Origin of the sequence: Pseudomonas sp. B28(2017) (assembly GCF_002113025.1) — a bacterium.
In the GTDB taxonomy this organism is placed as follows: domain Bacteria; phylum Pseudomonadota; class Gammaproteobacteria; order Pseudomonadales; family Pseudomonadaceae; genus Aquipseudomonas.
In genome coordinates, this window is sequence record NZ_NEJH01000002.1 from 1 (window position 1) to 12,822 (window position 12,822).

A 12,822-nucleotide genomic window follows, 5' to 3' on the forward strand; every position below is an offset into this window, starting at 1 on the left:
GTGATGCTGATAATCTGTTGACTAGCAGTCTGACTCCACAAGCACCCACACGAATTGCTTGATTCAGTTGTTAAAGAGCGGTTGGTCAAGAGCTTTTCGTCTCAACCGAGGCGCGCATTCTACAGCAGCCTCATTTGCTGTCAAGTGATTATTTTCAGAAGTTTTCAAGGAATCCTTAGCAACTTCAACCACTTGCGCTTTCGATCTCTCGTCAGCGGGAGGCGAATTCTACAGCGTTACCCGCTGCTGTCAACACCTCTTTTTCAACTTCCTTTCGGCTTCTATGACCTGAAGCAACCTGCTGCCGAAACCTGCGTAACTCATTGTTTATCAAGGAGTTTTCCGTTTCGACTGCGCCGGAAGTGGGGCGAATTATAGAGATCTGAAATCTGCCGTCAAGCACTGATTCGGGTTTTCTACCGATATGCGCAAAAACACTGCTTATATATAGACGTGCCTGTGGGGAATGCGCAGTATATTGCCCAACAGCTAGCGAAATACCCTTATTTCCTCTTTTCGGACGATGCCTCGCAATGAATGATCAGCCTCGCAGCCTAGCCTCAACTCTGTTCTCGGTTGGGCTGCTGCTCATAGCCATGGCGTCGATCCAGTCCGGAGCCTCCCTGGCCAAAAGCATGTTCTCGGTTGTTGGCCCTCAAGGGACGACAACATTACGACTGATTTTTGCCAGCGTGATCATGATGCTGATACTCCGTCCATGGCGGGCAAAACTCACCGCAAGATCCCTGCGCACTGTCATCGTCTATGGAATGGCGCTGGGCGGCATGAACTTCCTCTTCTATATGTCATTGCAAACCGTCCCGCTGGGCATTGCGGTGGCACTTGAATTCACTGGCCCATTGGCCGTGGCGATCTACGCCTCGCGTCGTGCAATCGACTTTTTGTGGATCGCTCTGGCTGCCGTCGGCTTGCTGTTACTGATCCCGACAGGAGAAGCGACCGCTGGCATCGATCTGGTAGGCGCCGGTTATGCCTTGGGTGCCGGGGTCTGCTGGGCACTGTACATTTTGTTCGGGCAAAAAGCGGGGGCCGATAATGGCGTGCAAACCGCCGCATTGGGGGTCATGATCGCGGCGCTCTTCGTCGCGCCTATCGGTATCGCCCATGCTGGTTCCGCCTTGCTGACCCCTTCATTGATCCCTGTGGCCCTCGGCGTCGCCGTCTTGTCCACAGCCCTCCCCTACACCCTGGAGATGGTCGCTCTGACCCGCATGCCTGCCAGAACCTTCGGCACACTGATGAGCATTGAGCCCGCCTTCGGCGCGTTATCGGGCTTGCTGTTCCTTCACGAATATCTCTCGCTGTCGCAGTGGATGGCAATCCTGTGCATCATTCTGGCATCCGTCGGTGCAACCATGACCATGAGCACTGCCGCCCGACCGGCAGTAGCCGCAGATTGACAACAGAAATGACACGGCTCTGGTATTTGCCGCTCAATTAGGCCATGTTTAGCCCGCACCCCAAGGCCATACCATGGACAATTTCAGATAGGGATATCGATAAGCGTCAATCGAAAGCGAATGCAGCCAGACCCGGGCACAAGATCCGGGGACGCTATAAGGACAGTAATGAAACGAATTTTGATACTGATCGCCGTACTTGCAATTGCGGGCTGCGCAGCGACATCAAAAACACAGATCAAGCACGGCAAGAAAGGGTTACACATCAACTGTTCCGGGCTGTCTTCATCCTGGGACAAGTGCTACACCAGCGCCGCCAACTCCTGCGCGCCAAAGGGATACAAAGTCATTGCCAAGTCGGGCGATGCCGTGGAAGAGCCCGGCGATTATCCGTTTGGCCTCAATCCTGCGGGTTATACCAGCCGTAGCATGATTGTCATCTGCAAATAGGCAGGGCCGTCGCGTCAGGTTCTCGGACTTGCGATCTGACGGCCAATTTCCTCGTAGCTGGACTTCAGCACGGTGCGCTGGATATCCGGACTAGCCAGCATACGCGCTACAACCAGTGCGCCAATACATTGCGACAGAATCGCCCAGGCCAGGCTGTCGCTTTGCAGAACATCCGCCCAACGTTCCTGAAGCCGACATATCCAGTGCTCTGCCTGTTGGCGGACAGTCGCGTCGGAACGGGCAATTTCCGCACCCAAAGCCGGTAATGCACAACCGGTTTCCGGATTCTCGACGTGAGACATGCTCAGGTACAGTTTCAAGCAGCGCTCAAGCTTGTCACGGTCCTGCCCTTCCCCCAATCGCGCCAGACTTTGCCCCAGCTCATGTTCGACAATGGTTGCGAACAACTCGTCTTTCGAAGAGAAGTGGCTGTAGAAGGCGCCGCCACTCAAGCCAATCGCCTTCATCAGGCCGTCCACGCCCACCGATGAAAATCCGGACTTCTTGGCCGATACAGCACTGCTTTCCAGCAGCCTTTGCCTGGTTTCCAGCTTGTGACTGGCCGAATAACGCATTGCCCTTCTCCTGAAATTGCTCACCTTGACGCCTGTCGAATCGTAGCATAACGTTCGTTTAGTTAACGATCGTTTACCAATAAGGGATTCACCCATGAATAACAAGAAGGTTGTACTGGTCGTCGGTGCAGGTGACGCCACGGGCGGCGCCATTGCCAAGCGTTTTGCCCAGGAGGGTTTTGTCGCCTGCGTCACCCGCCGCAGTGCGGACAAACTCCAGCCACTTGTAGATGCCATCAAGGCTGATGGCGGCGAGGCCCACGGTTTCGCCTGCGATGCACGTAAAGAGGAAGACGTGATCGCGCTGGTCGAACAGATCGAAAACCAGGTCGGTCCCATCGAAGCATTTGTCTTCAACATCGGCGCCAACGTGCCGTGCAGCATTCTCGAAGAAACCGCCCGCAAGTATTTCAAGATCTGGGAAATGGCCTGTTTTTCCGGTTTTCTCAACGCGCGTGAAGTCGCCAAGCGCATGGCCAAGCGCCAGCGGGGCACTATCCTGTTCACCGGCGCCACCGCAGGCATGCGTGGCGCTGCCGGGTTCGCCGCATTTGCGGGAGCCAAGCACGGCATTCGTGCACTGGCGCAAAGCATGGCCCGTGAGCTAGGGCCAATGAATATTCACGTTGCCCATGTCATAGTCGACGGCGCCATCGATACCGACTTCATTCGTGAAAGTTTTCCCGAAAAATATGCCACCAAGGATCAGGATGGCATCCTCAATCCCGAGCATATCGCCGAAAATTACTGGTACCTGCACAGCCAGCCTCGCGACGCCTGGACCTTCGAGCTGGACCTTCGCCCCTGGAGCGAACGCTGGTAACTTCTCCGACAAAACAATAAGACGAGTGCCTTGAACATGAGCAAAACCGTGGAGTTCTATTTCGACCTCGGCAGCCCCGCCACCTATCTGGCCTACACCCAGTTACCGAAGATCTGCGCACAGACCGACACCCGGTTGATCTACATTCCGCTCTTGCTGGGCGGAGTGTTCAAAGCCACTGGCAACGCCTCTCCGGTGACTGTACCGGCCAAGGGTCGCTACATGTTTCAGGATCTTGAGCGCTACGCCAAACGCTATGGCGTGCCTCTGAAATTCAATCCTCACTTCCCGATCAACACCTTGATGCTCATGCGTGCCGTAACAGGCATGCAGTTGCGCCACCCTGACCGCTTTGCTGCCTTCATCGATTGCCTGTTCAAGGCCATTTGGGTCGACGGTCGCAGCCTGGATGCACCGGCAACCGTTGCGGCAGTGCTCAGCGAAAACGGTTTCGATCCACAAGAGGTCCTGGCCCTGACCGCCGATGAAGAAGTCAAAGCCCTGCTCAAGGACAACACCGAAAAAGCCGTTAAGCGAGGCGTGTTCGGAGCCCCAAGCATGTTTGTCGACAACCAGCTGTACTTCGGCCAGGATCGACTGGATTTCGTGCTCGAAGCCTTGAGTTGAATCTCGACCGCAAACCGCCCCTTTGTCGACCATGCAGCTCAGGCGCTGGAAAAGCGCCTGAGCTGTATCGAAACAAATAGCAGCAGCCGATCAAACAGCCGCGGTGCGGGTATTCAGCCACTCCAGTGCGGCCCCCTCGACCAACGGGCTCAAGCGTTCGCGCACTTCGGCGTGGTAAGCGTTGAACCACTGTTTCTCCTCCTCGGACAACAGCGATATTTCCAGGCAACGCGTGTCGATCGGGCACAGGGTCAGCGTTTCGAACTTCAGGAACTCGCCGAATTCGCTTTTGCCCGCCTCACGGTTCATCGCCAGGTTTTCAATGCGCACACCCCAACGCCCCGGACGATAGGTGCCCGGCTCAATGGACGTGATCATGCCGGGTTGCATCGCGGTTTGCGGTGAAGGTGCGGCCTGATAGGCGATGACTTGCGGACCTTCGTGGACGTTCAGGAAGTAGCCGACGCCATGACCGGTGCCGTGACCGTAGTCGACACTTTCCGCCCAGATGGGCGCGCGGGCGATGGCATCGAGCAGCGGCGACAGAATGCCTTTGGGGAACTGCGCACGGGACAAGGCAATCACGCCCTTGAGCACGCGAGTGCAATCGCGTTTTTGCTCATCGGTCGGGGTGCCCACCGCAACCATCCGCGTGATGTCGGTGGTGCCGCCCAGATACTGGCCACCAGAGTCGATCAACAGCAGACCGTCCCCTTCGATTACCGCATGTTCTTCTTCGGTAGCGTGGTAGTGCGGCATCGCGCCATTGGCGTTGAACGCGGCGATGGTGTTGAAACTCAGCGACACATAATCCGGACGGCGCTCACGGGCGGCGGTGAGTTTTTCGTCGATGGTCAGTTCGGTGATGCGCTCGCGGCCCAGCGCCGAGTCCAGCCAGGCGAAGAATTCACACAGCGCTGCACCGTCCTGTTCCATGGCCTGACGGATGTGCTCGGCATCGGCCAGGCTTTTTTGCGATTTGGCCAGGGTCGTCGGGTTCAGGCCCTCGATCAGTTTCACCCCGTTGTCGAGGTTGTCCAGCAACCCCGCCGTGACCCGCGCCGGGTCGACTTGCAAGCTCGCGCCGCTCGGCACGGCGCGCAGTGCGGCAGCGACTTCGCTGTAATCGCGCAAGCTCACCCCGTCCTGTTCGAGGATTGCACGCAACTCGGCGCTGACTTTGCTCAAGGCGACAAACAGCGTGGCCTGTTGCTGATTGATCAGGGCGAAAGAAACAAACACCGGGTTGAACGACACGTCGCCGCCACGCAGGTTGAACAGCCAGGCGATGTCATCGAGGGTGGCGATGAAATGCCAGTCGGCACCCCGCGCCTGAAGGGTTTCACGCAGTTTGGCGAGTTTTTCGCCACGGCTGACGGTCGCCTGTGGTGGCAAGTGCTGATAGATAGGTTCGTCCGGCAGGCTTGGGCGGTCGCTCCAGACTCCGCTCAACAGGTCGATGTCGGTGCGCAGACGGGCACCACGCTCTTCAAGTTTACCGCCCAGGGTTCGTGCCGAAGCCACGGCCATGACCGCGCCATCGACCGCGACCACGCCACCTTCGGGGGTTTGCTCGGCCAGCCACTCCAGTGGCCCGGGTTGACCCGGTTGCAGCTTGACCAGATCAATGCCGCTGCCCTTGAGTTCCTTGGTCGCCTGCTCCCAGTACCGGCTGTCGGCCCAGACGCCGGCAAAATCCGGGGTCACGATCAAGGTGCCGACCGAACCATGGAAACCCGACAACCACTGGCGCCCCTGCCAGTAACCCGGCAGGTATTCGGACAGGTGCGGGTCGGCCGACGGCACCAGCAAGGCGTGAATGCCCTCCCGGCTCATCAGTTCGCGGGTTTGCGCCAGGCGCTGGGGCACCGTTCCATGGGTCGAAAGCTGCGTATTCATCGTGTCTCCTGCTAACCACTTCATCATTATTGTTGAGTGCCGATCAACGTCGGCGCTTCGTCGCCCTATTGCCAGAATGCCGGAGCACTGGCGCAGGCTGCCTTGATCAGTTGAACCGCCTGGTCGATATCCTGCTCGGTGGTGAAACGCCCGAGGCTCAAGCGGATGGTGCGACTGGCCGAGCGGGCGTCATGCCCCAGGGCCAGCAGTACATGGGATGGGGCATTGCTCGCGGAATTGCAGGCTGACGTCGCGGAAAACGCGATCGAGGCCAGCAACGCTGCCGGGTTGAACTCGCCTTCACTGAAGGTCAGGCTCAGGGTATGGGGAATGCGCCGGGTCGGGCTGCCGTTGAGACGCACGCCGGGAATGCTGTGCAATTGCTCGAGCAAGCGTTCACGCAAGCGCTCGATGACAGCTTTCTCTTCATCGAAGGACGCCGCCGCCAGGGCGAATGCCGCCCCCATGGCCACGATCTGATGGGTCGCCAGGGTGCCGGAGCGCAAACCGCCCTCATGCCCGCCGCCATGGATCTGCGCCTGCAATCGTTGTCTTGCACGCGGACCGACGTACAACGCACCGATGCCTTTGGGGCCATAGAGCTTGTGCGCGGAAAACGACATCAGGTCCACCGGCCACTGCGCGAGGTCGATCGCCACTTTGCCCGCGCCCTGCGCGGCGTCGACATGGAACAACGCCCCGCGGTCACGCACCACCTGGCCGATGGCAGGAATATCGTTGAGCGTACCCAGTTCGTTGTTGACCAGCATCAGCGACACCAGGAAGGTGTCCTCGCGCATGGCTTCGCTGACCGCTTGCGCGGTGATCAGCCCTTCGGCGTCCGGCACCAGGTACGTCACCGCTACACCGGCATCCTGCAGTTGCCTGGCGGTATCGAGAATGGCCTTGTGTTCGATCTGGCTGGTGATGACATGACCGGCGCCAGCACCGCGGGCCTGGGTCACGCCTTTGAGCGCGAGGTTGTTGGATTCAGTGGCGCCTGAGGTCCAGACGATCTGCTCGGGTGTCGCGCCGACCAGTTCGGCGACCTGGCGTCGTGCCTGCTCTACCGATTGCCGAGCCTGTTGGCCGAAAACGTGGGAGCTTGAAGCCGGGTTGCCGAAATTGCCGGTAAAACCCAGACACTCGACCATCACCTTGATGACCCGCTCATCCACCGGCGTGGTGGCGGCGTAATCGAAATACAACGGACGTTTATTCATAAAGGACTCGCAGAGCGTGTTCCGGGATCAGGAAGCTCGTGACTGTAAACGGCAAAGCGCAGCCTTGTGAGCTGCGCGCTGTTTTCAGAACGTTACCAATACCTGATCGGATGCCGTTAAAGAAGGACTACTTCATTTAATAGTGCGTAGGAACGCTCCTGAAAAGTCAGCTTAACAGGCATCGGGCAACCGGTTGAAGCAATGCGTCAGCTAAAGCTTTCGAGCATCAGCGGATAAAGCGAACCCACGAGCAGTGCAGCCATGCCCCAATTGAACAGGCGCAGCCAGCGGTGATCCTTCAGAACATTGCGCAACAGCGTGCCGCAAGCGGCCCAGACACCGACGCTCGGCAGGTTGATGATGGCAAAAACGGCCGCAATCACGATCACGTTGATGAAGTAACCCTGCATCGGCGTGTAGGTGCTGATGGCGCCAATGGCCATGATCCAGGCCTTGGGATTGACCCACTGGAACGCGGCGGCGCCCAAATAACTGATCGGTTTCGCCTCGCCCTGCGGACTCTCCGACATTGGCCCGGAATGGGCGATTTTCCACGCCAGGTACAGCAAATACGCCGCACCCACATAACGCAGCACGGTGTAGAGCAAAGGGTAAGTCTGGAACACCGCGCCCAGGCCGAAACCGACCGCCACAACCAGTACAAAGAAGCCACAAGTGATGCCGAGCATGTGCGGAATCGTGCGGTTGAAGCCGAAGTTCACCCCGGATGCCAGCAACATGGTGTTGTTCGGGCCGGGTGTGATCGAGGTGACGAGAGCGAACAGGGCGAAGCCCAGCAGCAGATCGAGTGAGAGCGTCATGGGTGGCAGTCCGTCAGGGTCGGTCAGGTGTTGACCCTATCGCACACCTTGGGCGAAACCCATGGACAGTTACGCGAAACTTGGAGCAGTACAGTTTCGCCTCAGCTTGGACGGCCGTGAAGCTGTACAGATCGCCCGGCGTTCATTTCACCCTGATTGTCGAAGCCGAACGACTTTTTCGGCTGGCCGAGCAGTTCGGCTTTTTTCGCGTGGTACTCATCGAAGGACAATCCGCGGCGGTTCAGCGCTTCCAGCGCCAGTTCCCTGCTTTCTTCAGCCGTGTAAGGGCGAAGCTCCGGGGAAACATGGCTGGCACATCCGGCGAGTACGGAGACGGCGAGCATCAGCAAAGTGGCAATCATCGGTTTCATTTCTGGCGTCCTGGCGACTGGGTTCGAGACAATGAACACAGGCTACCCGCGCCTCCCGGGCAGCAGAAATCAACGCTTTCAATAGTGGCTATCAGAAAATGGCGATCATTGCCCTGATCAGCACTGGCCCACCAGAGTGCAATGCAATGCGTTGTCGTCGCTGCGCTGCAGACTGTGGAGGACCTGGAACGATCCGAAGGTCACTGCCTTCGCCTGATGGGCGCGGATCAGCTGCCAGAAATCCAGTTCGCCGTTTTCAAAGGCTCGAAACGCAGCCTCCCCTGCTTCGCGAGTTTGCCATTGCAGAAAATTGAGTACGCGCCGGCCATCGTCGCTGGCCTGGATGCTGGCACTGAGAAAACCACGGTGCTGCCGGGCCAGATGCTCGGTCTGTGCCGACAAGGCCAATACCAGCGCAGGTTGTTGATGCGGCTCGATCTGGAACTCGATCAATTGGGTAAAGCTGCGATTCTTCTCTGAGGCTTGCATGAAATGTCCCCACTCACAGGTCAGGCGAATCTTGCGATCCGAAGGTGTGCAGGGTAAAACCTCTAGTTAACTAGAGGTCAAGAGGCAATTTTCAAATGATCACCCCGGAAAACCTGCATAAGGAGCTCACCGTCGGCCAGGTCGCGGCGCGCAGCGGTGTGGCGGTCACGGCGCTGCATTTCTATGAGTCCAAAGGACTGATCAAGAGCAACCGCAACCAAGGCAACCAGCGCCGCTATCCCAGGGAAGTGCTGCGACGGGTGGCATTGATCAAGGTTGCCCAGCGCTTGGGGATTCCTTTGGCAGAGATCGGCGAAGCGCTCAAGTCGCTGCCCGACAACCGGGCGCCGACGGCGTCGGACTGGAAAATGCTGTCGGCGCAATGGAGCCAGGAACTGGATGAGCGCATCAACCAGTTGACCCTGCTGCGCGATCGTCTCAACGGCTGTATCGGTTGTGGCTGCCTGTCGATGGAGGCTTGCCCATTACGCAACGCAGGCGATGTGCTGGGAGAACGCGGGCCGGGAGCGCACTGGCTGGAGCCGGCCTGATGGCACTTGTGTGGCATTGCTGCTCGTCGGTCGCTCGGTGAGGTGAAAGAGGCTGGCCTATATTTATTCGGCCATGTAACGGCACAGGCACTTTCCATTCACACTACAAGAACAGGGAGATCCATCATGAGCGTCAAACCCATTCCAGAGGGGTATCACAGCATTACGCCCTATCTGGGCATCAACAAGGCCGCCGACGCCATCGCCTTCTACAAGAAAGCCTTCGGCGCCATTGAAGTCATGCGCCTGAACATGCCCGATGGCGGTGTCGGTCACGCCGAACTGCGCATCGGCGATTGTCCGATCATGTTAGGCACACCGTGCGATCAAGGGCCGCTGAGCAATCCGGACAATTCGCCGTCCGTGGGTCTGCATTTGTACGTGACAGATGTCGACAAGTCCTACAAACAGGCCATCGATGCCGGCGCGACCGTTGTCTCCGAGGTCAAGGATCAATTCTACGGCGACCGCTCAGGCACCTTGAAGGATCCCTACGGGCACCTGTGGTTTCTGGCCACGCGCAAGGAAGACCTGACTCAGGAACAGATCGAGCAACGGGCGAAGGAGATGTTTGCCCAGGGTTGAAATCTTCAGGTATGAGCGGGCCTCGTCGCGAGCAGGCTCGCTCCCACATTGGGTCCCCGATCTTGCGCGGGACTTGTGACCACTGAAGGCCCCTGTGGGAGCAACTGTGCGCGGGTTGCTCCACTTCCTCTGTCACTGCCTCACTGCCTCTCGCGAAACATTTTCTTTCACTTCCCCTTTCGGGATTTCCTCTGCTCATCCGTCCTACATAGATGCAGTCCTTTCGCGTAGGCAAAAGCCACGAATGGACCTTCAGGGCGCTCATCCCTGCGAAGCCCGCAGCCGAGCTGCCTCTCATCCATGCAAGACCTCCAACATGTCAAAGAAGTCGCGTTCAAAAATCTGGTTCCTGGTCCATAGCTGGCTGGCGCTGCCGATCTGGTTTTTCGTGCTGATTGTCTGTGTGACCGGAACCCTGGCGGTGATCAGCCAGGAAATCGTCTGGCTGGCCAATCCGCAAATGCGCGCCAGCCAGCCCTCGGACGACGCACCACTGCTCAGCTATCAGCAGGTCATCGAAGCCATCAACCGGGCTGAACCGCAGACCGTGGTGCAGAGCATCAGCCGCCCCGACGAGTCGCACTTCGCCCTGGATGTCGAAGTCAGCTACCCCGACGGCCGCTCGGTGGTGATTTATGTCAATCCGTACAGCGGTGTGATCCAGGGTGTCGCGCCGGAATTCAACTTCCGCGCCTTTACCCGGGCGCTGCACGCTTGGTGGCTGGTGCCGTTCACCAATGGCTATAGCTGGGGCTGGTACCTGGTGTCGTTTCTCGGCTTGCCATTGCTGGCGTCGCTGATCACCGGGCTGGTGGTCTACAAACGCTTCTGGAAAGGTTTTTTCCACCCGACCCTGCGTATTCGCCACGGTGCACGGATTTTCTGGGGCGACTTTCACCGCTTGAGCGGCATCTGGTCGATCTGGTTCATCGCAGTGATTTCCATCACCGGCACCTGGTTCCTGATCCAGGCATTGCTGTCCGATAACCAGATTTCCATTTCCACGGAAAAGATCCTCCCGGCAATGTCCCGCGAAGCAGTGCCGCTGTCGCCCGATGGCTCGCCCCCGCCGCGTATCGACCTTGATCGCGCGATTGCAATCGCCACCCAGAGAATCTCCGGGCTGGAGGCCAGTTTCGTCAGCCTGCCGGGCAATGCCTACAGCCATCTGGATGTCGGGGGACGCGGTTGGTATCCGCTGATGTTCCAGACCGCCACCCTCAACCCGTACAACGGCGAAATCGCTGCCTCGCGCCTGATTTCGGACCGCTCGCCCCTGGAGTTCGTCACCGAGTCCATGCGCCCCCTGCACACCGGCGACTTCGGCGGCCTGTGGATCAAGTTGATCTGGGCGTTCTTCGGCCTGCTGCTGAGCATGATGGTGCTCAGTGGTTTGCTGATCTGGACCAAGCGCACGGCACTGGCCACGGCCAATGCCTTCAAGCGCGACAACAAGAAACAGCGCGGCATCACGGCGCAACCGGCCACCCGCAACGAAGCGTCGGAGGCCAACCTGTGAGCAAAGTCATTGTGATTGCACAACCCTCGCGTCTGAGCGTGTTCTGGCACAGATGGCGCTTTCACCTGAACGTCCTGTTGCTGCTGATTCCACTCGGCTTCATGCCCAAGTACTTCGCCGATGAGGCGCTGATGCGTGGCGACAGTGGCCTTGGCGAACGGGAAATCGGCGAAGTCCGGGTCGGCCCATGGAGCCTGCGGCTGGCGGAGTTGCGCAACGCCGCGCCCATGCTCGATGGCCCGGCCGGCTACATGAAGGGCTTCAACGCAGCGCTGTGTGATGCCTGTATCGGGCAGGTCAAGGCCACGTACCTGCGCATCGGCAAACCCCGCAGCCTGCGCGCGGCCGGGGTGATTTTCTTCGGCACGCCTTACCGCATGGGCGCTTCACTGCCCGTCCCGGAAAAGACCACGGCCGACGCCGAGCTGTGGATCACCATGGAAGGCTGGGACGGCGCCATGCATCAGGCATCCATTCCTTTGAGCCAGGCCTCCCCCGCCACCATCGCCTGGCTGAACAAACAAGGAGGCAAACCATGATCCCCCCTCTTCGCCCACTCAACGCCATGTTGCTGGTGTTCTGCGCCAGCTTCAGCGCCAGCGTCCTGGCCCACAACCCGATGTGTGAATGCAAGGCCATCGACGCCGAACAGATCAAGTGCACCGGCGGTTTTTCCGACGGCAGCGGCGCGCCGGGCGTAACCCTCGATGTGATCGGCTACGACGAGACCATTCTGGTGCCGGGCAAACTCGGCGCCGACTCGACCCTGACCTTCAAGAAGCCAGGCACCGAGTTCTATGTGCTGTTCGATGCCGGCCCTGGACACGTCGTGGAAATTGACCAAGCGGACATCGAGGCGCCATGAGCACTCCAACGACCCAAGTCGTGCGCCCGGCCGGGGCCGGTCACGAAACCCTCTACGTTCTGCTGCTGTGCCTGATTATTTTGGCGGTAGCTGGTTCGGTCGTGATCTGGCATGGGGAATCCCATGAGGTGAGCAGCGTCGGCAGCCATCAACTGGATGCGCGCCGTGACCTCAGTGCATCCGAGCAAGGCATCTACGCCGATTTGCGGGTGACGCTGGACGAGATCCATTTGCTGCGCCAGGAGCAGCAAACGCTGCCGACTCCCGAGGCCCTCGCCGAGGAAGGTTTTGCCCCGTTCGCCCAGGATGCCAGCGCCGTCAGCCGTGGCAACCATGCCTGGCAATTACTGGATGTCAGGGCCTACTTCGGCCAGAGCCGGACACCGACAGTCGCCGGTTCGTTTCTGCTGCGCCTGAGCGCAAACGACGATGCCGCGCCGGACATCTGGCTCAACCGCGACAACAGGCTCACGGCTCCGGCCGACCTCAGCGACGCCGCGCTCGAAAGCGCCGGCTGGCAGCAGGTCATCGCGCAATTCGATACCGGTGTGACCCGCCAGCACCGGCACTGAACCCTCGCCTTCACCCGAGAGAAGACTGCTT

At 59.1% G+C, this 12,822-nt stretch carries 16 protein-coding genes; 10 read left to right on the forward strand and 6 right to left on the reverse strand.

What is annotated here, in order from left to right:
* Window positions 1-533: 533 nt before the first annotated feature.
* Both rhtA and CAF65_RS04600 read left to right on the forward strand, forming a co-directional pair.
* Complete coding sequence (rhtA, locus tag CAF65_RS04595; RefSeq protein WP_085715253.1) at window positions 534-1,421, forward strand: threonine/homoserine exporter RhtA; 888 nt, start codon at window positions 534-536, stop codon at window positions 1,419-1,421.
* Between the two features lie 168 nt (window positions 1,422-1,589).
* A complete protein-coding gene (locus CAF65_RS04600; protein WP_085715254.1) occupies window positions 1,590-1,871 on the forward strand; it encodes a hypothetical protein in 282 nt (93 codons plus the stop codon).
* A gap of 14 nt (window positions 1,872-1,885) precedes the next feature.
* Here the strand turns inward: CAF65_RS04600 and CAF65_RS04605 are convergent, their stop codons facing one another.
* Window positions 1,886-2,446: a TetR/AcrR family transcriptional regulator gene (locus tag CAF65_RS04605; protein ID WP_085715255.1), complete on the reverse strand. Its 561-nt coding sequence runs from the start codon at window positions 2,444-2,446 to the stop codon at window positions 1,886-1,888.
* 94 nt (window positions 2,447-2,540) lie between these two features.
* On the opposite strand from CAF65_RS04605, the gene CAF65_RS04610 reads away from it, so the two are divergent.
* Both CAF65_RS04610 and CAF65_RS04615 read left to right on the forward strand, forming a co-directional pair.
* Window positions 2,541-3,269 carry an SDR family oxidoreductase gene (locus CAF65_RS04610; RefSeq protein ID WP_085715256.1) on the forward strand — a complete coding sequence of 243 codons (729 nt, stop codon included), beginning with the start codon at window positions 2,541-2,543 and terminating at the stop codon, window positions 3,267-3,269.
* A gap of 36 nt (window positions 3,270-3,305) precedes the next feature.
* Window positions 3,306-3,896: a 2-hydroxychromene-2-carboxylate isomerase gene (locus CAF65_RS04615; protein ID WP_085715257.1), complete on the forward strand. Its 591-nt coding sequence runs from the start codon at window positions 3,306-3,308 to the stop codon at window positions 3,894-3,896.
* Between the two features lie 90 nt (window positions 3,897-3,986).
* Here CAF65_RS04615 and CAF65_RS04620 read toward each other — a convergent pair whose 3' ends face one another.
* From CAF65_RS04620 to CAF65_RS04640, 5 genes are all read right to left on the reverse strand, one after another.
* Entirely contained in the window at window positions 3,987-5,795 is a 1,809-nt protein-coding gene (locus CAF65_RS04620; protein WP_085715258.1) for an aminopeptidase P family protein, read from the reverse strand.
* 65 nt (window positions 5,796-5,860) lie between these two features.
* Complete coding sequence (locus CAF65_RS04625; RefSeq protein ID WP_085715259.1) at window positions 5,861-7,018, reverse strand: cysteine desulfurase family protein; 1,158 nt, start codon at window positions 7,016-7,018, stop codon at window positions 5,861-5,863.
* Between the two features lie 206 nt (window positions 7,019-7,224).
* Window positions 7,225-7,839: a LysE family translocator gene (locus tag CAF65_RS04630; RefSeq protein WP_085715260.1), complete on the reverse strand. Its 615-nt coding sequence runs from the start codon at window positions 7,837-7,839 to the stop codon at window positions 7,225-7,227.
* Window positions 7,840-7,940: 101 nt separating this feature from the next.
* Window positions 7,941-8,210 (reverse strand): hypothetical protein, encoded by a 270-nt coding sequence (locus tag CAF65_RS04635; protein ID WP_085715261.1) that lies wholly within the window; start codon window positions 8,208-8,210, stop codon window positions 7,941-7,943.
* Window positions 8,211-8,327: 117 nt separating this feature from the next.
* Window positions 8,328-8,699, reverse strand: a complete 372-nt coding sequence (locus CAF65_RS04640) for an antibiotic biosynthesis monooxygenase (RefSeq protein ID WP_085715262.1) — start codon at window positions 8,697-8,699, stop codon at window positions 8,328-8,330.
* A gap of 95 nt (window positions 8,700-8,794) precedes the next feature.
* Between CAF65_RS04640 and soxR the strand changes: the two genes are divergently transcribed.
* From soxR to CAF65_RS04670, 6 genes are all read left to right on the forward strand, one after another.
* Entirely contained in the window at window positions 8,795-9,250 is a 456-nt protein-coding gene (gene soxR, locus CAF65_RS04645; protein ID WP_085715263.1) for a redox-sensitive transcriptional activator SoxR, read from the forward strand.
* Between the two features lie 126 nt (window positions 9,251-9,376).
* Window positions 9,377-9,835, forward strand: coding sequence for a VOC family protein (locus CAF65_RS04650; protein WP_085715264.1), 459 nt, complete (start codon window positions 9,377-9,379; stop codon window positions 9,833-9,835).
* A gap of 316 nt (window positions 9,836-10,151) precedes the next feature.
* Window positions 10,152-11,354 carry a PepSY domain-containing protein gene (locus CAF65_RS04655; protein ID WP_085715265.1) on the forward strand — a complete coding sequence of 401 codons (1,203 nt, stop codon included), beginning with the start codon at window positions 10,152-10,154 and terminating at the stop codon, window positions 11,352-11,354.
* A complete protein-coding gene (locus tag CAF65_RS04660) occupies window positions 11,351-11,893 on the forward strand; it encodes a thiamine pyrophosphate-binding protein (protein WP_085715266.1) in 543 nt (180 codons plus the stop codon). Before CAF65_RS04655 ends, CAF65_RS04660 begins: the two co-directional genes overlap by 4 nt.
* Window positions 11,890-12,219 carry a hypothetical protein gene (locus CAF65_RS04665; RefSeq protein WP_085715267.1) on the forward strand — a complete coding sequence of 110 codons (330 nt, stop codon included), beginning with the start codon at window positions 11,890-11,892 and terminating at the stop codon, window positions 12,217-12,219. The genes CAF65_RS04660 and CAF65_RS04665 overlap by 4 nt, the downstream gene beginning before the upstream one ends.
* Window positions 12,216-12,791 carry a DUF6162 family protein gene (locus tag CAF65_RS04670; protein ID WP_085715268.1) on the forward strand — a complete coding sequence of 192 codons (576 nt, stop codon included), beginning with the start codon at window positions 12,216-12,218 and terminating at the stop codon, window positions 12,789-12,791. Before CAF65_RS04665 ends, CAF65_RS04670 begins: the two co-directional genes overlap by 4 nt.
* Window positions 12,792-12,822 lie beyond the last annotated feature (31 nt).